Here is a 22,848-nt window from a genome sequence, read left to right as displayed (position 1 = left end):
GCGCCGGAAATTCCAGCGGTTCCGGCGGACGCGATCAGGCGCCCAGACGTGCCAGCACCGTATCGCGGCCCAGCAGTTCGAGCACGGCGTCGATCGCCGGGGTGTGGGTCGTGCCAACCACGAGCAGGCGCACCGGCATCGCGAGTTGCGGCATCTTCATGCCGTGCTGCGCGAGCGTGGCCTTGAACGCGGGCGAGATGGCTTCCTTCTTCCACTCGGGCAGCGCCGCAAGGGCGGCGGCCAGATCCTTCACCGCCACACGGGCCGCATCGGTCAGATGCTGTGCCACATCTTCGGCCGACGGCGTCGGCTGACGATAGAACATCTCGGCGCTCGCGGCGATGTCCTTGATCGTGTTCGCACGATCCTTGAACAGACCGACGACACCCGCGAGCGACGGGCCGCCATCGATCGAGACGCCAGCCTTTTGCAGGAACGGCTCGGTCAGCCCGGCCAGACGGTCATTGTCCGCCTGCTTCAGATACTGGTTGTTCAGCCACAGCAGCTTTTCCGGATTGTGCTGTGCCGGCGACTTGCCCAGATGCTCCAGATCGAACCACGTCACGAACTGCTCGCGCGAGAACACTTCCGCGTCGCCGTGAGCCCAGCCCAGACGCGCCAGATAGTTCACCACGGCTTCCGGCAGATACCCTTCTTCGCGATACTGCACGACGCTCATCGCGCCGTTACGCTTGGACATCTTCTCGCCCTGCTCGTTGAGCACCGTGGGCAAGTGTGCGTAGACCGGCGGCTGCTTGCCGAGCGCTTCGAAGATGTTGATCTGACGCGGCGTGTTGTTCACGTGATCGTCGCCGCGGATCACGTGCGTGATGTCCATGTCGATGTCGTCGACGACCACGCAGAAGTTATACGTCGGCGTGCCGTCCGGGCGCGCGATCACGAGATCGTCGAGCTCTTCGTTCGAGATCTCGATACGGCCCTTGACGGCGTCTTCCCACACCACGCTGCCCGTGAGCGGGTTCTTGAAGCGCAGCACCGGCTGCACGCCTGCCGGCGGTTCGGGCAGCACCTTGCCCGGCTCCGGACGCCAGCGGCCGTCGTAACGCGGCTTCTCGCCACGCTCACGCTGCTGCTCGCGCAGGGCATCGAGTTCTTCCACGCTCATGTAGCACGGATAGACGTGACCGCCCGCCTTCAGTTGCTCGAGCACCTCGCGATAGCGATCCATGCGCTGCATCTGATAGAACGGCCCTTCGTCGTAGTCGAGACCGAGCCATTCCATGCCTTCCAGAATGACCTCCACGGCTTCCTGCGACGAACGCTCGAGATCGGTGTCCTCGATGCGCAGAACGAACGCGCCGTGGTTGTGACGCGCGAAGGCCCACGGATAGAGAGCGGAACGGATATTGCCCAGATGGATGAAACCGGTCGGGCTAGGCGCAAAGCGGGTGCGGACAGTGGTCATGGTTTGGCTTCGGTGCATCGCGTCGGCGACAAACAAAAACGCCCGCAGCGGAGGGTCTCGCGCAGGCGGGTCGCCAACATTCGGAAGCCGTCATTATATCAGCCGAGTGCGTGCATTCGCGGCACAGTCCTAGCCGGGACTCGGAATTTCCTGCTACGTGCATCGGACGGTCGCCCCCGCGCGCGTCCGATGCAGGCGTCCAGCTCAGGAAAACGGGGCGCTGACACGGGGCCAGCGACGTGACAGACGGTGGGCTTAGAGCTTGGCAAGCGACACTTCGGTGGCCTTGACCAGGGCCACGACTTCGGAGCCGACATCGAGACGCAACTCGTCGATCGAGCGCGTGGTGATGACCGACGTCACGATGCCGCTCGGCGTCTCGACATCGACTTCGGAGAGCACGGGACCGCGCAGGATTTCGCGAATACGGCCCTTGAACTGGTTGCGGACGTTGATAGCAGTGATACCCATGGTGAACTCCTGTGTTCGTAAGATCGGTTCAAAAATGCGCAATGGCGCTGAATAGCAATGGAAAACGTTTGGAAAAGCCGGTGACGCGCCCCCTCGGGCCAGATGAGGATCAGATGGCCCAGCGTACGGTCGCCGCCGGCCACAACGGCTCGGCAGGAGTCGTATGCGAGGACGGCGCCACCTCGGTTTGCAGCACACGAGCGAGCACCTGCGCTTCGAGGCCGGCGAATTCGACACTGCCGCGTGCACGCGGACGCGACAGCGACACCGCCTGATCCAACCCCAGTTGCCCCTGTTCGATGAGCACCACGCGATCGGCCAGCGCGACGGCCTCCTGCACATCGTGCGTGACGAGCAATGCCGTGAACCCATGTGCGCGCCAGAGGCGTTCGATCAACGCGTGCATTTCGATGCGCGTAAGCGCGTCGAGCGCGCCGAGCGGTTCGTCGAGCAGCAACAGATCCGGCTGGTGCACCAGCGCACGTGCCAATGCCACCCGTTGACGCTGGCCGCCCGACAGGCGGCTCGGCCAATCGTTGGCGCGCTCGGCGAGGCCCACTTCGCGCAGCACTTCCAGTGCTTGCGCGTGCGATGACTTCGGCAAGCCGATGGCCACGTTCTCGATGACCGTGCGCCACGGCAGCAGACGTGCGTCCTGAAACATGATGCGCGTCGTGATGGGCGCTGCGGCCTTGCCCGATGCGCCGCCGAGCGCATGGCCGTCGAGCGCGATGCGTCCCGCATCCGGCGACTCCAGGCCGGCGATCAGGCGAAGCAGCGTCGACTTGCCGCAGCCGCTGCGCCCCACGATGGCGGCAAAGCCGCCGCGTGGAATCGCCAGCGAAAAGTCCGACAGCACCGAACGCTCGCCGTAACGCTTGCCGACCGACTCGATACGCAGGCCGTCCGACGCCGTTGCAGAACTTGCCGCACTTGCACCACTCGCGTCACTCACCGGACGCACCACTTTAAGATTCGTCCCCGCTGCCGCACGCGGCGCGCCGGCAGGGATCCCCACAGGCAGTTGCGTGCCGAACGGATCGGCCTGCGGATCGAGCGCCAGCTTGCGGGGGCTTGCCGTGGCACGCTGCTCGGCGGTCCATTCGGCTTCGATGTCGGCGCCCGCGACCGGGGCCAGTTGTTGTGCGCTCATGCGGCGGCTCCTCGTTGAAAGGCCGGATGCCAGCGCAACCAGCGAAATTCCAGTTCCTTGGCCAGCACGTCGGCCAGCTTGCCCAGCAGCGCGTAGAGCAAGATCCCCACGAGCACGATGTCGGTTTGCAGGAACTCGCGTGCGTTCATCGTCAGATAGCCGATGCCCGATTGCGCCGAAATGGTTTCCGCGACGATCAGCGTCACCCACATCAGCCCCAGCGAGAAGCGCACGCCCACGAGAATCGACGGCAACGCGCCGGGCAGAATCACATCGCGGTACAGTGCCCAGCCGCGCAAGCCGTAGCTGCGCGCCATTTCGACCAGCGCCGGATCAACGGCGCGAATGCCGGCATACGTATTGAGATACATCGGGAAGAACACCCCGATGGAGACGAGGAACAGCTTGGCCTTTTCGTCGATGCCAAACCACAGGATCACGAGCGGGATCAGCGCCAGATGCGGAATGTTGCGCAGCATCTGGAACGACGAATCGAGCGCCGTTTCGGCCACACGCGACAGGCCGGTGAGCATGCCGAGCAGCAATCCGAGCCCGCCACCGATAATGAAGCCGATCACGGCGCGTCCGGTCGACACGCCGATGTCGCGCCAGATCTGGCCAGTGACGGCGAGTTGCCAGGCCGCTTCCACGACCGCGGACGGCGCGGGCAGCACACGCGTGGACAGCCAGCCTTGCTCGGCAGCCAGTTGCCAGAGCGCGAAGAGCACGATGGGCACGGCCCACGGCGCGAGACGGCGGGCCAGCGTGCGCCAGTAATGTGGCAACGCGCCGGGCGGGCGTGTGGCGCGTGTGGCAACCGAAGCCACATCGGTCAGGGTCGTTGTCGTAGGTTGGGTCATGCGAATTTCCCCCGGGGCGCTACGGCCCCGTTTGCGTTCCAGTCAAAGTGAAGTCAATGCGTTGCGATGCCGGGGCATCCGATGCGGCTATCGACATCGGACATGAGATCGGCGCGAAACCGGCTTGAGGCTGAACACGAGCATTCAGATCCCTCAGCTCTGCGATGCCCGCGGCACGATGTTGTTGGCCATGACTTCGCCGATGGGACCTGACAGCGCGACATTGCCAAGCTTCGCGCGCACCCGGTCCGGCAGATGCGGGAACACCAGTTCGGCGAAGCGATAGGCCTCTTCGAGATGCGGATAACCCGACAGAATGAAGGTGTCGATGCCCAGATCGGCGTACTCGCGCAGCCGCTCGGCCACGGTCGGGCCATCGCCCACGAGCGCCGTACCCGCTCCCCCGCGCACCAGCCCCACGCCGGCCCACAGGTTCGGTGCGATCACGAGCTTGTCGCGACGTCCGCCATGCAGCGCCGCCATGCGCCGCTGCCCTTCCGAATCCATCTTCGCGAACTGCGTCTGCACACGGGCGATGGTCTCGTCGTCGAGCTTTCTGATGAGCGAATCGGCGGCTCGCCATGCTTCGTCCTCGGTCTCGCGAACGATCACGTGCAAACGCAAACCGAAGCGCAACGTCCGGCCCAGCTTCGCGGCACGTGCGCGTACGTCGGCGATCTTTTCTGCCACATCGGCCAGCGGTTCGCCCCACGTCAGATAGACGTCGAGCTGCTCGGCGGCAATCTGGCGCGCCGCTTCCGACGAGCCGCCGAAATACAGCGGCGGATGCGGCGCCTGCACCGGCGGGAAGAACAGTTTGGCGCCCTTGGCCTTGAGATGTTCGCCTTCGAAATCGACACTTTCCCCGGTGTGCGACTTCTCGAAGATGCCGCGCCAGATGCGCAGAAACTCGTCGGTCACCGCGTAGCGTTCGGCATGATCGGCAAAGAAGCCGTCACCTTCGAGTTCGCCCGCGTCGCCCCCTGTCACGACGTTGATCAACAGCCTGCCCCCCGACAGACGATCGAACGTCGAAGCCATGCGCGCCGTCAACGCAGGCGAGACAATCCCGGGGCGAATGGCAACGAGAAACTTCAGGTTGCGCGTTGCGCCGATCAGGCTCGACGCCGTCACCCAGGCGTCTTCGCACGAACGTCCCGTGGGCAGCAACACACCTTCGTAACCGAGCGAATCGACCGCGCTCGCGATCTGCCGCGCGTAATCGAAATCGAACACGCGCCCGCCGTCGGACGTGCCGAGATAACGGGTGTCGCCATGCGTGGGAATGAACCAGAACACTTGCATACGAACGGACTCCGGCGATCAGGCAGCGAGCGTGGCGCGCACGGCACGATGGCCCTGCGCAACCCTGGCCGGCCACTGACGAATCACTTCGCGCTCGTGCAGCCACTGCGAGAGCTGATCGACGCTCGCCTTCAGACGCTCGGCAATCGCGGCATCCAGCGTGGCGCCCTCTTCCTTCGGCACCTGCTGGTCGACGGCGAACACGCCGCGCAGAATGTGTTGCGCACCCAACGCGGAGAGTACGGGCTTGAGCGCGTAGTCGAGTGCGAGCAGGTGCGCCGGACTGCCACCGGTGGCGAACGGCGCAATGAGCTTGTCGGCCAGGCCGTCTTGCGGCAGCACGTCGAGAAAGGCCTTCAGCAGGCCGCTGTAAGCCGCCTTGTACACGGGCGTCGCAACCACCACCGCTTGTGCGCCGGCCACTTGGGCGAGCGCGTGGCGCAGGTCGTCGTGCGATGTGTCGGCGGCGAGCAGCGCAGCCGGCGACAATGCCCGAATGTCGATGCGGCGGACTTCGATGCCGGACGCAGTCAGTTCGGATTCGACGAAACGCAGCAACCGGGCGCTGCGCGAGGCGGCCGACGGGCTGCCCGAGATCGTAACGGCGTATGTCATACTTCCCTGCCAAAGACGGGCCGCTGGCCCTGTGGAATCGAAGCGCATCGCGTAGTCGCCGGGCCTCACGCCCCCCCACCTTCGCGGTGCCGGCCGGGAACACTCCGGCCACTGAAGACCCAGTGTAGCGACCCGTTCTGCGCGGCCGAACCAATCAATCCGGGATAGCTTTGCGCGTTTTTTCATAACCTGAAGTCATGCACCTTGGCGGCCTTATGCTCCGGAAGCACCGAAACGGTGATGAAGGTGAGCGCGGTCCGCCAACGAGCGTTTTTCATTTGTCATGTCCACCGCCGCCACGCGCCTAGAGCTGCGCGAGTACCGTCCGACCGATAGCACCGACACACACGACTTTCATCAGGTCGTGATCGGGCTATCAGGACGCATGTCGCTCTCGCTCGACGGCGATGCCACGACCTACGGGCGTGTCGGCGCGCGTAACGGCGTGGTGATTCCGGCAGGCGTGCGTCACGACTACCGGGGCGACGGGCCGAACCGGCAGGTCGTGCTCGACGTGCCCGCGAACATCGCTCGGGAGACGGGCACGGCGCGCGCGTTCGCCCATGAGGCGTTCTTTGCGCTCGATGCGTCGCTGCTCGCGCTGGCCAACCGGGTGAGCGACAGCGTCAAAACCGGGCGCGCGCTCGACGCCGACGATCCTGTGGTACGCGAATGGCTGGAAGCGCTGGTCGCGCGGCTGACCCCGGTGCGCCATGCGTCGCGAACGCTTCGACTGGATCTGACGCAGGTCGACGCGAGACTGCAAGCCGATCTGGCCACCCCGCTGGATACGGCAACGCTCGCCCGGGAAGCCGGCATGAGCGTGCGGCACTTTCACGACTGCTTCGTCGCGATGACGGGCGAAACCCCTCATCGGCACCTCATGCGTTTGCGGCTCGCCCGCGCTGCCTCGATGCTGCTGACGGTCGACACCCCGCTTGCCGACATCGCGCTCGACGTCGGCTTCAACGACCAGAGCGCCCTCACCCACGCGTTTCGCCAGCATTACGGACTGACGCCTGCGGCGTGGCGCCGGGTGCGAATCGCGCAGGGCATGGGCGGCTGACACTGCTGCGCCACCGCCGCCAGCCCTTCCTCATCTGCCAACTCCCATCCGCCGCCTGCCGTATTTCACAAGCCTGCCGGGCCAGTCGCGGGTTACGCTCGCCGCTAAATCATTGATCGGCAAGGCAAGGGAGCAAGACATGACGGATTTCAGCGACAAGACAGACGCGGCAACCCCTATCGAATGGCAAGACTTCGAGAAGATCGAGTTGCGCGTGGGCACCGTCGTCGCGGCTCGCATCAACGAAAAGGCAAGGAAGCCCGCTTATGTGCTGGCAGTGGATCTCGGGGAACTGGGGGTGAAAACGTCGAGCGCGCAGATCACGGTGCACTACACACCGGAGAGCCTCGTGGGCCGACAAGTGCTGTGCGTGTGCAACTTCGCGCCGAAGCGCATTGCAGGCGTCGTCTCGGAAGTCCTGGTGACGGGGTTCGCGGATGCCACCGGGGCCATCGTGCTGGCCGGCGTGGAGCGCACGGTGCCCAATGGCGCCCGGCTGCATTGACGGCCAACGCTAGGGGTTCCTAAGAAATTACTGAATACCGACTGTCGTTCGTCCCAAAATTTAGGCAGTAGCGACACCAATCTCCCAATCTCTGGTCGAATCGCATCGATCGAGCGATGTGTCATAGCCACCGCCCGACAGTAATTATCGACAGGCATGCCTCGACGTGCCAGCAGCATTGGGGGATCTCCACCTTGAAATCACTTCTTTACCGTCTGTGCCTCGGACTGGGCGGGCTTGCAGCGTTCTGGGCGCTGGGCATGATCAGTGCGAGCGAGTACGGCAAGAGCGCGGCGATCATGGCGACCGCGCTGCCCGGCCTCGCCGGGTTGTGCCTGTTGCTCGGCGCGCGTCCCGCCTGGCTGAGCGCGACGACGCTCAGCGTGATCGCCGTCTTCTTCCTTGACGCAGCCACCAAAGGGTTCCTTCGCGACTACTTCGGCCTGCGTCCCAACCACCTGCTGGTGTTGCAGGCGGTGTTCAACACGAATGCGTCGGAGACCGGCGAATTCTTCCGCCACAACTGGCGCGACGTGGCTGAGGCCAGCGCGGTATTTGCCGTCCTCATGACGGGTGTCGTGGCGCTTGAGCGCCGACTGACACGCCGGGAAGCGACGCAGCCGTCTGCACCGCTGCGCCGCCGCAGCAAGGTCGCCGTGGCCACGCTCTTCACCGGTTTTCTCGCGTTGCATCTGAATCCGACGATGGCCAAGGAAAACCCGCTGCTTTACTGGCCGATTCGCTACTTCGATTACAAGGGACAACTCGCGCATGCCGACGAATTGCAACGCACGCTTGAGCACAGCATGGCGAAGCCGGACGAATGGCAAGTGCAGTACCGCGGGCCGGCGCGCAAGACGGTCGTCTGGGTCATCGGCGAGAGCCTGAACCGCAACAACATGTCGATCTACGGTTACCCGCGCAACACCACGCCGATGCTCGGCTCGTTGCGCGACGATCTGACGGTATTCCACGACGTGGTGTCGTCCGAGCCGGCGACGATGGCCTCGCTCATGAAGATGCTCACCCCCGCAAGCCTCGACGATCCCGATGCCTGGACACGTCAGCCCGACCTCGTCATGCTGGCCAAGGCTGCGGGGTATCGTACGTACTGGATCTCGAATCAGGTGCCCAACGACGGCTGGCTGGGGCTGGTGGCCAACCGTGCCGATGAGCGGGTGTTCATCAACAAGGGGGCCGGTCGCGGCGAGAACAATCTGGACGGCAACCTGCTGCCGGACTTCGAGGCCGCACTGGCAGGCGATGCGCAACGCAAGCTGATCATCGTGCATCTGCTCGGCGCGCATCCGACCTACGACATGCGGTACCCAGACGAATTTGCCCGCTTCGACAATACCGACGACAGCGTGATGGCGAACCTCGAAGCGCAGGGACGCTCGCTCTGGGTGCGTCATGCACGCAACGACTACGACAATGCCATCGCTTACAACGATTACGTGGTCTCCAATCTGATTCGCAAGACCATGGCGACATCGCCGCAATCCGATGCCAGCCTGCTGTTCAGTTCGGACCATGCACAGGAAGTCGGTCACACCCGCAATCATGCCGGGCAATCGGTATCCGACGCGTCCGGCTACGAGATCCCGATGCTGGTGTGGCAGCGCGATACGCCCCGTGCGCAGACGCGCACCGCATGGGAAGCGCGTCCGTATCAGACCGACCGTCTGGAACACACGATGCTCGGATTGCTCGATATCGAAACGCCGTATTACGACGCGTCGCAAGATCTGCTGAGCGAGGCGTTCGTTCCGGTACCGCGACGCATTAATGGCCGCCCCTATCTGCCATCGGTATCGGCGTCGGCATCCTTGAACAAGGGCTGATGCGACCGTCCGGCAGGTCGCTTCGCGTGAGCGGCCACGGCTCGCGAATTCAATAGCAAGAAACGGAGCGCCGCCGCATCACGCCTGCCCTAGACTCCCTTCGAAATAACGTTCCCGAAGGGAGTCCCATGTCGATCACATCCGTCATCACGTCGCTATCGCGGGCGAATCTCGCGGCACAATTCAGCGAGCAGATGACGCTGGCCGTGATTCCGATTATTGCCGTCATCGCGCTGAACGCCTCGGCGGAACAGACCGCATCGCTGCAAGCCGCCACGACATTACCGTTCCTCCTCCTTTCACTGCCGGCGGGAGTGCTTGCCGACCGCTACCGGCGCAAACCGCTCATGATCGCGACGGAGTTGCTGCGTGCCATGGCGTTGCTGATGCTCTTTGCGTTGCTGCAAGCGCATTGGTTGACGCTGACGGCGCTGGGTGCAATGGGCTTCGCCATGGCGACGGGAACGGTCGTCTTCGGTGCCGCCGCGCCGTCGCTCGTCGCGACGCTGGTCGGTCCCTCGCATTTGCTCGCCGCGAATCGGCGTCTGGAAACCGCGCGCAGCATCGCGTTCACCGCAGGCCCGGCGATTGGCGGTGTGCTCGCCGGCGTGGCGTCGGGCAAGGTCGCATTTGCCACTGCCTTCGCGTTGTCGCTGGGCAGCGCGTTCTGGTTGTCACGCCTGCCGATGGAGGTGCCACGGGCGGCGTCGCGCCGCCATTTCATCCACGAACTCGGCGAAGGCATTCGCTTCATCGTGAGCCATACCCATCTGCGCTCGATCGTGACGACCGCTTTCGTGTTCAACACGTCCTGGTATCTGCTGCTTTCGGTCTTCGCGTTTTACGCGATCGACACGCTGGCCTTCTCGGCACGCGGCGTTGGCGCCGCGCTCGGCGTGTACGGCTTTGGCATGGTGTGCGGTGCGGTGGGTTACGCACGCATTGCGCAGCGCTTGCGCTTCGGTCTGCAGATCCTGCTCGGCCCGGCCTGCGCCGCGCTCGCGGCAGTGCTGATGGCATCGACGACCGCATTTGCGCGGACCGGCACGGCAAGCTTCGCGTTATATGCCGTTGTGTTCGCCGCCTTCTTCCTCTTCGGTTTCGGCCCGATCGTCTGGACGATCTCCACGACATCGCTACGCCAGATCGTCACGCCCGGCGAGTTGATCGCGCGCGTGTCGGCCGTCACGATGACAGCCACGTTCGGAGCGCGCCCGCTCGGCGCCTTCGTCGGCGCGTGGATCGCGGCCGCGTTCGGCGTGAAGGCGTGCCTGTTCGCAATGACGGCAGGTTTCGCACTGCAACTGGCGATCATCGCCCGCTCACGTTCGACAACGTTGACGTCACTCGACATGGCACACGGGCACTGATCGCCACACTGGCGGGTGTTACGCGACATGTCGGGTCGTGTTCTCGTCGCAAGGCACAGATACCGACGAGGGCAACAGGGACCGGTGCAATGTTGCGCACCGGTCCCGGCCCCGCACCGCCCGTCGGCAGCACACCCCCACCCCCTATCGTCCTGCTCGCGCGCCCCTTCCGGCGGCTCTTTGCTTTTTCCCCATTACCTGCGCGCCACCTTCTCGTGTACCGCCTGATCGTCATCGCTGTAGGAAAACTGGGCGCGACCTCCCTTCGCCGCCGGCAATGCAATGCGAACGATCGGGATGGCCTGCGCATAAAGATCGAAGTACTTCTGCTGATCCGCGCGGGCACTGGCGAGCCCATCCGCATTGCCATCGCCATAGAAGAACGCGATGATAGGCAGGTCCTTGCCAACCCCCTGCGCCCACGTGGCCAGGCGCAGTTCATTCCACTGAACCCAGGCCCAATCCGGAATCATGTGCTTCGCCAGGATCACCTGCACGAACCGGTCTGCCTGATCTCTGGCACTTTCCCGAAGATTGAAGCCGCACACCTGCGACATCTTGTCGAACGCGGCATCCCACATCGCAAACCATTGCGCCGCGGTCGTCACCCCCACGATGTCGCATGGACGACTCTCCACCGGATACGCCTTCGACTCGCCACATCCCTGCTCATCCCGGTAAGACGTCAGCCCATCCATCGAAAACCCGCAAAGCACTTCGATGTTGCCGATCTTGTCCGTCGGCGTGCGCATCCTGGGATAGAAGATGAAGCCGTTGGTGCGACTAATCGGAATCAGCGAGAAGTTCGCGTCCTGACGCAGCCAGGAGAACGACGTCCCCCCGCTCTCGATCGACGACGCGCTCGGCTCCCACGGCGTGCCATCGGGCACGTTCTGCGTGGCGCGAATCGGCACGCCGCTGCATAGCACGGCCGGAAGCTGAGGACCACCGCAATCCATCACGGTCGAGTTGTAATAGACGTAAAGCTCGACGATCGTCTCCAACCCCCGCGTGTGCAGGCTCTTGATATCGCGTGGTGCAGATACGCCCGGCGATTGGCCGCCTACCGTTCGCGTAGGCACAGACATGCAGGCGCTCAGCAAGCACACAAACAACACGACGCTACATTGGTTCACCAGAGAACGCCTCATGACGAGATCCCCCATTTCGTGCGGTTTCGCTGACAAGGAAGGCGAACTTCACCTCACAGGGGGGATTTTTGCAGCGGGATTTACGGGCGACAACTGACAAGGTTGACAGTTGTCGCGCATCACACGTTTCGCGATCCTGCCCGCATGGCCTACGAGGCAACATCGTCGGAAGGGCCGTCCACAAGGAACGCAATCATGACGCCACCACATCGCAACGGGCAGCCCGACGCCGGATTCGGCGTGGCATCCGCTTTCGCAGCCCTGCCCGACGGCCGGATGTACACCCGCGACAGATCGGGCATCTCCTGCTTCGATGCCGCCGCGAATCTGGATCCCCCTTTCGGCACAGGCGGCCATGCGCCACTCGATTTTTCGAGTGACTATCCGGCACTGCGGCATTGGAACGTCAGCCAGATTGTCGTTCAGGCCGACGGGAAACTCGTACTCGCGGGCACCGTCGGCGGCACCACCGCCCGCCGGCGACCTGTTGGTCATGATGCGAAGCCTCGCGATTCAACCCGATGGGAAGCTGCTGACGACCGCCCGGTCGTTCGGTGTCGAACCGGCACTCACACGACTGAGTCGATATCTGCCCTGAGCGGCAAGACTTTCCCTTGCCAACTGACAGGGTGGACCGTCGTTGCCGAATTCTGCCGGCACGAGACTACGCGGATGAACCCCTCGATGAAGATGATCAACGACCGACGATCGCGTGCTGCGGAGTGGCGAATCCACGTCACTCCGCGCAGAGGAAGCACTGATGTCTTGTGCTGCGCGACGTGGGTCAGGTCGCCCCAAGCAATGCGCTCAGCGCATCGGAGAGTGCCACGCATTCCGCTTCCGTTCCCACCGTAACCCGCAGGAACTGCGCGATGCGCGCATGCTTGAAGTGACGCACGATGATCGAGCGCTCACGCAGCGCTGCGGCCAGTTGCGCCGCATCGTGTGCCGGGTGACGCACGAACACGAAGTTCGCCTTCGACGGCAGCACTTCGAAACCGAGCGCCGTCAGTCGCGACGTCAAGGCTTCACGGCTTTCGATGACCGCACGACGCGTCTCGTCGAAATACGCTTCGTCTTCGATGGCCGCCACGCCCGCCGCCTGTGCAAGACGATCGAGCGGGTACGAGTTGAAGCTGTTCTTCACACGCTCCAGCGCTTCGATCAGATCCTTGTGCCCGATGGCGAAACCCAGACGCAACCCCGCCAACGAACGTGACTTCGACAGGGTCTGCACGACCAGCAGGTTAGGGTACTTCGCGATCAGACCGGCCGCCGTCTCGCCACCGAAGTCGATATACGCCTCGTCGATGACGACCACCGAGCCCGGATTGCCTGCGAGCAGACGTTCGATCTCGCCAGACGCCAGCACGCGTCCCGTCGGGGCATTCGGATTCGGGAAGATGATGCCGCCGTTCGGCTTGAGGTAATCGTCGACGGCAATCTCGAACGTGTCGGTGAGCGGCACGGTTTCGAACGCCACGCCATACAGCCCGCAATACACGGGATAGAAGCTGTAGGTGATGTCCGGGTACAGAATCGGCTTGTCGTGTTTCAGCAAGCCCTGGAACACGTTCGCCAGCACTTCGTCCGAACCGTTGCCCACGTGCACGTTGGCGACGTCGAGGCCGAAGCGCGTAGCAATCGCCTGCTTGAAACGGCGGGCGTCGGGATCGGGGTACAGCTTGAGCGCATCGGCATCGGCACCGAGCGCCTCGCGAATGGCAGCGACGACGCGTGGCGACGGACCGTACGGATTCTCGTTGGTGTTGAGCTTGATGAGGCGCTGCATCTGCGGCTGCTCACCGGGGACATAGGGCGTCAGATCGGCGACGCCGGCACTCCAGAATTGGCTCATGACTTGAAACCGCGTGCCAGATCAGCCTGAATGTCGGCCGGCGACTCCAGACCGACCGCCAGACGGATCAGCCCTTCGGTAATGCCCGCTGCAGCGCGCGCTTCCGGCGTGATACGGCCGTGCGTGGTGCTCGCCGGGTGCGTGATGGTCGTGCGCGTATCGCCGAGGTTGCCCGTGATCGAGCACACACGCGTGCTGTCGATCACGCGCCAGGCGTTCTCGCGTTGCTCGGCAGGCGTCGCGCCCTTGAGTTCGAAGGCGACGATAGCGCCGCCCGACTTTTGCTGACGCTTCGCCAGTTCGTACTGCGGGTGCGACGGCAGGCCCGGATAAAACACGCGACCGACCTGCGGCTGCTGCTCAAGCCACTGTGCCAGTTCGAGCGCATTGGCCGATTGCTTCTCCACGCGCAACGACAACGTCTCCAGCCCCTTGAGCAACACCCAGGCGTTGAACGCCGAGAGCGTCGGGCCGGCGCTGCGCACGAACGTGAAGATCTTGCCCATGATGAAGTCCTTCTTGCCGACGATGGCGCCGCCCAGCACGCGCCCCTGACCGTCGAGGTACTTCGTGGCCGAGTGCACCACCACGTCCGCGCCGTACTCGATCGGACGCTGCAACACCGGCGTACAGAAACAGTTGTCAACGACGAACAGTGCACCCGCTTCTTTCGCGATCTTGCCGATCGCTTCGATGTCGGCAATGTCGGTGAGCGGGTTGGACGGCGTTTCCAGGAAGAACATCTTCGTGTTCGGACGGATCGCGGCACGCCATGCGTCGAGATCGGTCGGATCGACGAACGTCGTCTCGACACCGAAGCGGCTGAAGATCGTCGAGAAGACGTTCAGCGTCGAGCCGAAAATGCTTTGCGAACTGACGAGGTGATCGCCCGCCGAGAGCGCGGTCATCACCACGGACACGATGGCGCTCATGCCCGAGGCCGTCGCCATGCACGCCTCACCACCTTCGAGCGCGGCCAGACGGTCCTGGAACATCGATACGGTCGGGTTGGTGAAGCGCGAGTACGTGAAGCCCTCTTCCGAGTGCGCGAAGCGCTCGGCAGCCTCGGCCGCACTCTTGAAAACGAAGCTCGAGGTCAGGTACAGCGCCTCGGAGTGTTCACCAAACTCGGAGCGTTGCGTGCCCGCGCGCACCGCCAGGGTATCGAAGTCGAAGGAATCCATCGTGTGTCTCGTCATTGGGTCGGCGCGCTCGCCGGCCAAAAAAAGAAAAGCCCGTTTCGCTTGTCAGCAAAACGGGCTCGAAATCCATCTGTCTAGGCCTCGCTTTAGCTGTTTCGGGGATATTCCCCCACGTCCGCAAGCTGAAATCAAATCGACGTGAGAAGCAGTGTAGCACGTTGCGGGCGAGGACGGAAAAACTCCGCCGCCCCGCCCGGCAGCCCCGATCCGTGGGGACTTCCGGTCATCATTGCACCGGTTGCACCAGGCTCAGAGGCCCAGTTGCGCGCCGCGCGGTTCGTTTTCATCGCCTTCGCTGGACTCCACGACCGGCGCCTTCGGCGCCTTGCGTTGCTGCTCCAGACGATTGAGGTACTCCGGCGTGACATCGCCCGTGATGTAGTTACCGTCGAAGCACGAAGCATCGAAGTCGGAGAGCGCCGGGTTGATGTCGCGCACGGCAGCCTTCATGTCTTCGACGTCCTGATAGATCAGTTCGTCGGCGCCGATGATGCGCGCCACTTCCTCATCGCTGCGATCGTGCGCGACCAGTTCGCTGCGCGTGGGCATGTCGATGCCGTACACGTTCGGGAACTTCACGGGCGGTGCCGCCGAGGCGAAGATCACCTTGCGGGCGCCGGCGTCACGCGCCATCTGCACGATTTCCTGGCTGGTCGTGCCGCGCACGATCGAGTCGTCGACGATCAGCACGTTCTTGTCCTTGAACTCCACGCGCATGGCGTTGAGCTTCTGGCGCACCGACTTCTTGCGCATCGCCTGACCGGGCATGATGAAGGTACGGCCGACGTAACGGTTCTTGAAGAAGCCTTCGCGATAGTTCAGACCGAGACGCTTGGCGACCTGCATGGCGGCCGGACGGCTGGAGTCCGGAATCGGCATGACGACGTCGATGTCCTTGTAGTCGATTTCGCGACGAATCTTCTCGGCGAGGTAGTCGCCCATGCGCAGACGGGCGTCGTAGACCGGCACGCCATCGAGCACCGAGTCCGGACGCGCCAGATACACCAGCTCGAAAATGCACGGATGCATCGACGACGATGCCGAGCATTGCTTCGACGTCAGTTCGCCGTCGTTGCTGATAAAGATCGCCTCGCCCGGCTTGACGTCACGCTCGAACGCGAAGCCCATGCCTTCGAGTGCCACCGACTCCGACGCCACCATCCACTCCGTGCCGTTCGGACCTTCGGAGCGGCCGATGCACAGCGGGCGGATACCGTTCGGATCGCGGAAGGCGAGCAGGCCGAAGCCGGAGATGATGGAGACGATGGCGTACGAGCCGCGCAGACGGTTGTGCACCTTGCTCACGGCCTGGAACAGCGACTCGACGGACAAGCCGTCGCGCGAGCTTTCCTGCAACTCATGCGCGAGCACGTTGAGCAGGACTTCCGAGTCGGAGGTGGTGTTGATGTGACGACGGTCGACGCGGAACATCTCGTCCTTGAGCTGTTCCCAGTTCGTCAGGTTGCCGTTGTGGGCAAGCACGATGCCGTACGGCGCGTTCACGTAGAACGGCTGGGCCTGTGCGGCGCTCGACGAACCTGCCGTCGGGTAGCGCACCTGGCCGATACCGACTGTGCCCGGCAAATCGCGCATGTTGCGCGTGCGGAACACGTCGCGCACCATGCCGTTGCCCTTGTGCATGTAGAAGGACTGGCCATCCGTCGTTGCGATACCGGCGGCGTCCTGGCCGCGGTGCTGCAAAAGCAGCAAGCTATCGTAAATGAACTGGTTGACCGGGGATTTGGAGACTACACCGACGATGCCACACATGGCATGAATCCTTCAAAAAACATCGAAATCTGCGTCAAACGGACAGTATTATCCGTCATTCGGAAACCTTGTGCAGGCCGGTCGACGGCGTGGGCGTTCCGCCGGGGGCTGCCGAGCCGCCCGATCCCCCTACGCCACCGCTGCGCATGCCCCAGCCCTGCTGGGCGTTGGCCGCGTCCCCCGTCCCCTGGGCATTCAGCCCCGCGCCGGACAGCGCCGTACCGCTGGTGTCGCGAAGCGCGCCACCCATGAGGTTCGACAACCGCGTCGAAACGGCTTGCGCCGCGCCGTTCTTCACTTCGTTCGTCACGTCGTTGACGATACCGCTTGCCGCACCGCTCTGGCCGCCGGAAGGACGCTGTGCACCGTCGCCCGACTGACCGCCCTGCCCGCCCTGACCATTCTGGCCGCCGCGATAGGGTTCCAATTGTGGCAAGGGAATCGTCGTTCCCATCGGATTGACGTTCGGCACGACCGTCTCTGGCTTGCGCAAGTAATGCTGCACTGCCTCCGGCAGGTACGGCGTCAGCCGATCCAGCCCCGCCTCGACCCATGGCCGCGTCAGCGACTGTTGCCAGACCGGTTGTTGCGGCAATGCCGTTAACTTGGCGGCGACCATCAACAACATCAAGAGCAGAATGCCGCGAACGATGCCGAATAACATGCCCAGCCCGCGATCGGCCGGACGCAGGCCGATCATATCGGTCATACGCCCCACCAGCGCACTGACGATTCCCGCGCCGAACACCACCGCCACCAGCACCAGCAGGAAGCCCAGCGCACCTTGCGTCAGTTCGCCGCCGGGAAGGTCGGCAGGCAGCCAGTGCGCCACGGCCGGGCCGACGGCGCGCGCCACGAAGAACGCCACGACCCAGCCCACCAGATTGAACAACTCGCGAACCAGGCCGCGCAACATGCCCAGCAACATCGAACCGAGCAGAATGGCGATGGCCGCGTAATCCACTACGGTCAACAGACCGCTATGCACCGTATCGCCCAAATCAGCCTGCCTCGGCGACCTGCGCCGTCAGTCCGGCGTCGCGAATCTTCTTGCCGGCGGCTTCCGCTGCCGTACGATCCGGGAACGGGCCTGCCCGCAACAGGTACAACTCGCGGCCATCAACGGTGCTCTTGACCATGTAGCTCGGCACGTTCACCAGCTTGAGCTTGACGAGCCACGCCTGTGCCCGGTCCTGCGTCGAGAAGGCCCCGATGCGAACCAGATACTTGCCATTCGAGGCCGGTTTCTGCGCGGTATCGTGCGTGTCCGGCTTGGCGGCGGGTTTGGCCGTGGCATTGTTCTGCGCGAACTGCGCGATCGGATCCGCCACGTTGTTGTTCGGCTGCTGCGGCTTGGCCGGTGCCTTGGCGGCGTCGTGCGACTCCGGTTTGGCTGCCGGCTTGGCGTCGGCGTGCTGCTCCGGCTTCTTGACCTCGGGCTTGGCTTCCGGCTTCACCTCGGGCTTCGCTTGCGCGACTTGCGGCTCAGGCACGGCGCTCGGCGCGGGGGACGGCGTCGGGGCGACGCTGGCCGACGGCGGCACGGCCGTCGGTGCCGGCGCGGGCTTGGACGACGCCGCGAGCGTGCTGCTGTCGATGGCTTCCTCGCCCTTGTCGAGCGACGCATCCGATGGTGCAGTCGCCGCAGTCTGAGGCTTCACGCGCACAGGCGGCGAGTTGGCATCCTTACCGGGGATCTGGATGGCGATGTCGTCAGCCGTCGGTTTTGGCTCGGGCGCCAGCACCATCGGCAAAATGATGACGGCCGCAAGCACCAGCGCAAGCGCGCCGACCAGGCGGCGGCGCGCGCGTTGCTTTTCGGGCAGCAGCGGGTCGAGTTGCTCGTGCTCGCTGTACTCGCCCCCTCCTCCCGCCGTACGGGTGCCGGTGCGGCCGCTCCTGCGGCTACCGCGCTTCGGGGGAACGGCTTCGGCGTCTTTCTTGCGGAAGGAAAACAATCCCATAGGCCCTTGGCTCAGGTCGAAACTTGCGTCGTTGGATTGATCATCGCGCATCTTGTGCGTGCTGCGCATGACATTTCTCGTAAGCAAATGTCACGACATACGCGTCGACACACCTCAGTGGCGCTGCAACTTGCGGTGCGACATCACGCCCGCCACTGTAAAGAACGATCCAAAAACCACAATTCTATCATTCTCGCCGCACTGCTCGAGCGCGGCGGCGTAAGCTTTCTCAGGCGATTCGAAGGTTTCCATCGAATGATCGGCATCTTCGACGAATCCGACGGCACGCAGCTTCTCTTCGAGCAGCGCCGGACTCGCGGCACGCTCGGTCGGCAGCGCGCACAGACGCCAGTGATCGACCTTGTCGACGAGGTGGCGCAGCACGCCTTCGATGTCCTTGTCGGCCATCGCGCCGAACACGGCGTACGTGTACGGGAAGAAGCCCATCCCGTCGAGATTGTGGCCGAGCGCTGCCGCGGCGTGCGGATTGTGCGCCACGTCGAGCACCACGGCGGGACGCCCCGGCAGCACCTGAAAACGCCCCGGCAACTCGACGGACGCCAATCCCAGACGGATATCCTGCGCCGACACCGGCAGCACGTCGCGCATCGATTCGAGCGCGGCGAGCGCCGCCGAGGCGTTGAGCAACTGGTTGGCGCCACGCAGCGCCGGGTACGCAAGCGCCGGACGACGCATCTGGCGCCCGCCATAGCTCCACTGCTGCTTGTCGCCCTGATAGTTGAAGTCACGCCCGAACAGCCACAGGTCGGCGCCGATACGCTCGGCCTCCGAGATCAACGTGGCCGGCGGCATCGGATCGCCACAGACCGCAGGCTTGCCCGGACGGAAGATGCCCGCCTTCTCGGTGGCGATCGCCTCGCGCGTATCGCCGAGATACTGCTGGTGATCGATGTCGATGCTCGTGATGACGGCGCAATCCGCATCGACGATGTTCACGGCGTCCAGACGCCCGCCCAGCCCCACTTCCAGAATCACGGCATCAAGCCCCGCCGTGGCGAACATATGCATGATCGCGAGCGTGGTGAACTCGAAATACGTGAGGGAGACCGGTTCGTCGAAGCTAGTGCGCGCCTTCTCGACCGCTTCGAAATGCGGCAGCAGCGTGGCATCGTCGACGATTTCGCCGTTGAGGCGTGCACGTTCGTTGAACGAGATCAGATGCGGCGACGTGTGGCAACCCACGCGGTAACCGGCGGACAGCAGAATCGCTTCGATGATGGCGCAGGTCGAGCCCTTGCCGTTCGTGCCGCCGACCGTGAAGACGGGGCAGGGGAATGTCAGACCGAGGGCGTCTTTCACGCGGCCAATGCGCGCGAGTCCCATATCGATGCCCACAGGGTGAGCGGTTTCCAGATGGGCGAGCCAGGCGTCGAGGGTGGAGTATGTCGGCATGGTATGCGGGCAGAAAAACAAAAACGCGGACGTCTCTAACGTCCGCGCTTTCTATTGCGTTCGATGCGTTGGATCCGCTCGACTTACGCGACGGCGTCTGCCGGCTGACACTGCATCAGGGCGATCAGGCGGGCGATTTCTTCACGCAGCTTGCGACGGTCGACGATCATGTCGATCGCGCCCTTCTGCAACAGGAACTCCGAACGCTGGAAGCCTTCCGGCAGCTTCTCACGCACGGTCTGTTCGATCACGCGCGGGCCGGCGAAGCCGATCAGCGCCTTCGGTTCCGCAATCACTACGTCGCCGAGGAAAGCGAAGCTGGCCGATACACCGCCCATCGTCGGGTCGGTCAGCACGGAGATGAACGGCAGCTTGGCGTTGGCCAGCTTGGTGAGCATGGCCGTGGTCTTTGCCATCTGCATGAGCGAGAGCAGGCTTTCCTGCATACGCGCACCGCCCGAAGCGGTCACACAGATGAACGGCACGCCCTGCTCCAGCGCATTCTGCGCGCCGCGCACGAAACGCTCGCCGACCACCGAACCCATCGAGCCGCCCATGAACGAGAACTCGAAGCAGGCCACCACGACCGGCAGCGTGTGGATCGCACCGCCCATCACCACCATCGCGTCGGTTTCGCCGGTGTCGTCCATCGCTTCCTTGATGCGATCCGGGTACTTGCGGCTGTCCTTGAACTTCAGCGCGTCGACGGGGACGATTTCCTGACCGAGTTCATAACGGCCTTCCGAGTCGAGCAGCGAGTCCAGACGCGCGCGCGCGCCGATGCGCATGTGATGGTCACACTTCGGACAGACGTGCAGATTCGCCTCCACGTCGGCGCGATACAGCACGGCCTCGCACGACGGGCACTTGATCCACAGCCCTTCCGGGATGCTCTTGTTGCGCTGCGTCGGATCGGTTTGCTTGATCTTGGGGGGCAGCAGCTTATCGAGCCAGCTCATAGTTACTCCTTGCGAAACGCCCGCTACGTTGTGGCAGCGGGCGCTTTCGGGGGTTCACGGCGACCGTGTAATACGATCGTTTCAATTCAGCGTTTTATCGGGCGGTAAAGCGGACAATCCAGCCGATCCCACTGCGGGCGGCACCGACACCCCGTCAGTACCTTCCCGCCTCCCGGCAAATTTCTGCCGCGAATTTACGCCGTTTTGGCGCCCGAGTCGAGCGCCTGACGGATACCGCCGATAAATTCAGCCAGCGATTTTACCGCGTTCTGGCCCTCCAGATCACGCGGCGTGTTTTCCAGCAACTGGACGATGGCGCTGCCGATCACCACGGCATCGGCCACATTCGCCACCGCGCGGGCCGTTTCGGCGTCGCGAATACCGAAACCCACGCCGACCGGCAGGTCTGCCTCCGCCTTGATCTGGGGGATCTTCGCGGCCACGCTGGCCGTATCCAGACTGGCGGCGCCCGTCACCCCCTTCAGGGAGACGTAATACAGATAGCCGCTCGCCTGACGCGCCACCGCCGCAATCCGGGCGTCGGTCGACGTGGGCGCGAGCAGGAAGATCGGATCGATGGCGTGCGCACGCACGGCGCCGGCAAAGGCTTCGGCCTCTTCGGGCGGGTAATCGACGACGAGCACGCCGTCCACGCCGGCTTTGGCGGCACGCTCGGCGAAGGCGTCGAGCCCCATCGCTTCGATCGGGTTCGCGTAGCCCATCAGCACGACCGGCGTACGGTCATTGGTCTGACGGAACGCGGCCGCGTAGCCGAGCACTTCGGCGAGGCTCACGCCCCGGGCGAGCGCGCGCTCGGAGGCACGCTGAATGACGGGCCCGTCGGCCATCGGGTCGGAGAACGGCACGCCGAGTTCGATGACGTCGGCGCCGTTGTCGGCCAGCGCGTGCATGAGCTTTACCGTCCAGCCCGGCTCGGGATCGCCGGCGGTGATAAACGGGATGAGGCCTTTTTTACCCTGCGCTTGCAAGGCTTGGAACGTCGCTTGAATGCGGGACATGATCGGAAAGTCTCTGAAGTCGTTGGTTGGCGAGCGCGTGGTAGTGCGCGTTCAGCTCATAGCCGACGAAACGCCGGCCGTGCAGCGCGCAAGCCACGGCAGTCGTGCCGCTGCCCATGAAAGGGTCGAGCACGAGACCGCCGGGCGGGCAACTGGCCAGCACCATGCGCTCAATGATATGCAGCGGTTTTTGCGTCGGATGGTCGACCCGTTCGGGGTCTTGCCGGTGCAATCGCGAAATCGACCACAGATCCTTGGGGTTGTACCCCAGCTCCAGCCATTTACTGCCTTCGAAGATACGGCGCGAGCGCGCCTTCTTCGTGGCGGCGTCGTACGGCACGCGCACGGCATCGAGGTCGAAGTAATAGTCCTTCGAAACCGCGAAAAAGCCGATGTTGTCGTGCACGGACGAGAACCGCCGCGTACTGCCGCCCATGCTGGGCACGCGGCGATCCCAGATGATCTCGTTGATCATCAACATGCGCTGCTTAAGAAAGACGAACAGTTCCGGGGCGTACTGCCACGTGCAGAACAGGTAGAGCGAGCCGCGCGGCGCGAGCTTCGGAATCGCCGCTTCGAGCCACCCGTACGTCCAGCCGAGAAAATCCTCGCCGGAACGTTTGTCGGAGTCGTTGCCGTAATCCTTGCCGAGCCCATAGGGCGGGTCGGCAAGGATCAGGTCGACGCTACCGTCTTCCAGTTCGTGCAGATGTTGCAGAAAGTCCGCATGACGTAACGTGATGTCGCCCGGCGCCCATCGCGCGCGCAACTCGCCGGCCGCTTCCAGGGCCTCGAGACGCGCGGCGGCGGCTTCGGTGGCATCCACGGGACGCTCGGTCCCGGGGACGTCGCGGCGCGCCTTGCGATCAGTCAGATCGGTCATGCTGGTTCTGTTGT

Annotated in this window: 20 protein-coding genes; 4 read left to right on the top strand and 16 right to left on the bottom strand. The window is 64.0% G+C overall.

Translation table 11 applies throughout. The annotated features are described in order from the left end of the window. Positions 1-34 precede the first annotated feature (34 nt). The 6 genes from gltX to ssuE form a co-directional block, all read right to left on the bottom strand. Positions 35-1,426, bottom strand: coding sequence for a glutamate--tRNA ligase (gene gltX, locus PCA20602_RS12820; RefSeq protein WP_150721547.1), 1,392 nt, complete (start codon positions 1,424-1,426; stop codon positions 35-37). Positions 1,427-1,681: 255 nt separating this feature from the next. Next, entirely contained in the window at positions 1,682-1,897 is a 216-nt protein-coding gene (locus PCA20602_RS12815) for a TOBE domain-containing protein (RefSeq protein WP_010807342.1), read from the bottom strand. Between the two features lie 109 nt (positions 1,898-2,006). Next, on the bottom strand, positions 2,007-3,050 hold the full coding sequence (locus PCA20602_RS12810; RefSeq protein ID WP_150721546.1) for an ATP-binding cassette domain-containing protein: 1,044 nt from the start codon (positions 3,048-3,050) through the stop codon (positions 2,007-2,009). Further along, positions 3,047-3,910 (bottom strand): aliphatic sulfonate ABC transporter permease SsuC, encoded by an 864-nt coding sequence (gene ssuC / locus PCA20602_RS12805; protein ID WP_150721545.1) that lies wholly within the window; start codon positions 3,908-3,910, stop codon positions 3,047-3,049. Before ssuC ends, PCA20602_RS12810 begins: the two co-directional genes overlap by 4 nt. Positions 3,911-4,063: 153 nt before the next feature. Beyond that, positions 4,064-5,215 carry an FMNH2-dependent alkanesulfonate monooxygenase gene (ssuD, locus tag PCA20602_RS12800; RefSeq protein WP_150721544.1) on the bottom strand — a complete coding sequence of 384 codons (1,152 nt, stop codon included), beginning with the start codon at positions 5,213-5,215 and terminating at the stop codon, positions 4,064-4,066. An 18-nt stretch (positions 5,216-5,233) separates the two neighbouring features. After that, positions 5,234-5,830 carry an NADPH-dependent FMN reductase gene (ssuE, locus tag PCA20602_RS12795; protein ID WP_150721543.1) on the bottom strand — a complete coding sequence of 199 codons (597 nt, stop codon included), beginning with the start codon at positions 5,828-5,830 and terminating at the stop codon, positions 5,234-5,236. A 283-nt stretch (positions 5,831-6,113) separates the two neighbouring features. Between ssuE and PCA20602_RS12790 the strand changes: the two genes are divergently transcribed. The 4 genes from PCA20602_RS12790 (at position 6,114) to PCA20602_RS12775 (ending at position 10,615) form a co-directional block, all read left to right on the top strand. After that, positions 6,114-6,896 carry an AraC family transcriptional regulator gene (locus PCA20602_RS12790; RefSeq protein WP_150721542.1) on the top strand — a complete coding sequence of 261 codons (783 nt, stop codon included), beginning with the start codon at positions 6,114-6,116 and terminating at the stop codon, positions 6,894-6,896. A gap of 139 nt (positions 6,897-7,035) precedes the next feature. Next, entirely contained in the window at positions 7,036-7,401 is a 366-nt protein-coding gene (locus tag PCA20602_RS12785; protein ID WP_150721541.1) for a tRNA-binding protein, read from the top strand. A gap of 194 nt (positions 7,402-7,595) precedes the next feature. Beyond that, a complete protein-coding gene (locus PCA20602_RS12780) occupies positions 7,596-9,245 on the top strand; it encodes a phosphoethanolamine transferase (RefSeq protein ID WP_150721540.1) in 1,650 nt (549 codons plus the stop codon). Positions 9,246-9,373: 128 nt separating this feature from the next. Further along, entirely contained in the window at positions 9,374-10,615 is a 1,242-nt protein-coding gene (locus PCA20602_RS12775) for an MFS transporter (protein WP_150721539.1), read from the top strand. Between the two features lie 194 nt (positions 10,616-10,809). Here the strand turns inward: PCA20602_RS12775 and PCA20602_RS12770 are convergent, their stop codons facing one another. From PCA20602_RS12770 to PCA20602_RS12725, 10 genes are all read right to left on the bottom strand, one after another. Beyond that, positions 10,810-11,703 carry a hypothetical protein gene (locus PCA20602_RS12770; protein WP_150721538.1) on the bottom strand — a complete coding sequence of 298 codons (894 nt, stop codon included), beginning with the start codon at positions 11,701-11,703 and terminating at the stop codon, positions 10,810-10,812. An 847-nt stretch (positions 11,704-12,550) separates the two neighbouring features. Beyond that, positions 12,551-13,624, bottom strand: a complete 1,074-nt coding sequence (gene hisC, locus PCA20602_RS12765; protein WP_150721537.1) for a histidinol-phosphate transaminase — start codon at positions 13,622-13,624, stop codon at positions 12,551-12,553. Next, positions 13,621-14,808 (bottom strand): O-succinylhomoserine sulfhydrylase, encoded by a 1,188-nt coding sequence (locus PCA20602_RS12760; RefSeq protein ID WP_069345093.1) that lies wholly within the window; start codon positions 14,806-14,808, stop codon positions 13,621-13,623. The genes hisC and PCA20602_RS12760 overlap by 4 nt, the downstream gene beginning before the upstream one ends. 267 nt (positions 14,809-15,075) lie before the next feature. Further along, positions 15,076-16,596: an amidophosphoribosyltransferase gene (gene purF, locus PCA20602_RS12755; protein WP_150721536.1), complete on the bottom strand. Its 1,521-nt coding sequence runs from the start codon at positions 16,594-16,596 to the stop codon at positions 15,076-15,078. Positions 16,597-16,651: 55 nt separating this feature from the next. Further along, positions 16,652-17,596 carry a CvpA family protein gene (locus PCA20602_RS12750; protein WP_150721535.1) on the bottom strand — a complete coding sequence of 315 codons (945 nt, stop codon included), beginning with the start codon at positions 17,594-17,596 and terminating at the stop codon, positions 16,652-16,654. A gap of 1 nt (position 17,597) precedes the next feature. After that, positions 17,598-18,629: an SPOR domain-containing protein gene (locus tag PCA20602_RS12745; protein ID WP_150721534.1), complete on the bottom strand. Its 1,032-nt coding sequence runs from the start codon at positions 18,627-18,629 to the stop codon at positions 17,598-17,600. Between the two features lie 45 nt (positions 18,630-18,674). Beyond that, complete coding sequence (gene folC, locus PCA20602_RS12740; protein ID WP_150721533.1) at positions 18,675-19,973, bottom strand: bifunctional tetrahydrofolate synthase/dihydrofolate synthase; 1,299 nt, start codon at positions 19,971-19,973, stop codon at positions 18,675-18,677. 83 nt (positions 19,974-20,056) lie between these two features. Next, the gene (gene accD / locus PCA20602_RS12735; protein ID WP_069345089.1) at positions 20,057-20,932 is read right to left on the bottom strand and encodes an acetyl-CoA carboxylase, carboxyltransferase subunit beta; all 876 of its coding nucleotides are present in this window, start codon (positions 20,930-20,932) and stop codon (positions 20,057-20,059) included. A gap of 194 nt (positions 20,933-21,126) precedes the next feature. Then, the gene (gene trpA, locus PCA20602_RS12730; protein WP_150721532.1) at positions 21,127-21,951 is read right to left on the bottom strand and encodes a tryptophan synthase subunit alpha; all 825 of its coding nucleotides are present in this window, start codon (positions 21,949-21,951) and stop codon (positions 21,127-21,129) included. After that, entirely contained in the window at positions 21,905-22,834 is a 930-nt protein-coding gene (locus tag PCA20602_RS12725) for a DNA-methyltransferase (RefSeq protein WP_242558755.1), read from the bottom strand. The genes trpA and PCA20602_RS12725 overlap by 47 nt, the downstream gene beginning before the upstream one ends. Positions 22,835-22,848: the final 14 nt, after the last annotated feature.

The organism is Pandoraea capi, from assembly GCF_902459735.1.
Lineage (GTDB): Bacteria > Pseudomonadota > Gammaproteobacteria > Burkholderiales > Burkholderiaceae > Pandoraea > Pandoraea capi.
Note: the sequence above shows the minus strand (reverse complement) of the source record. Positions and strands in the feature narration are given on the sequence as shown.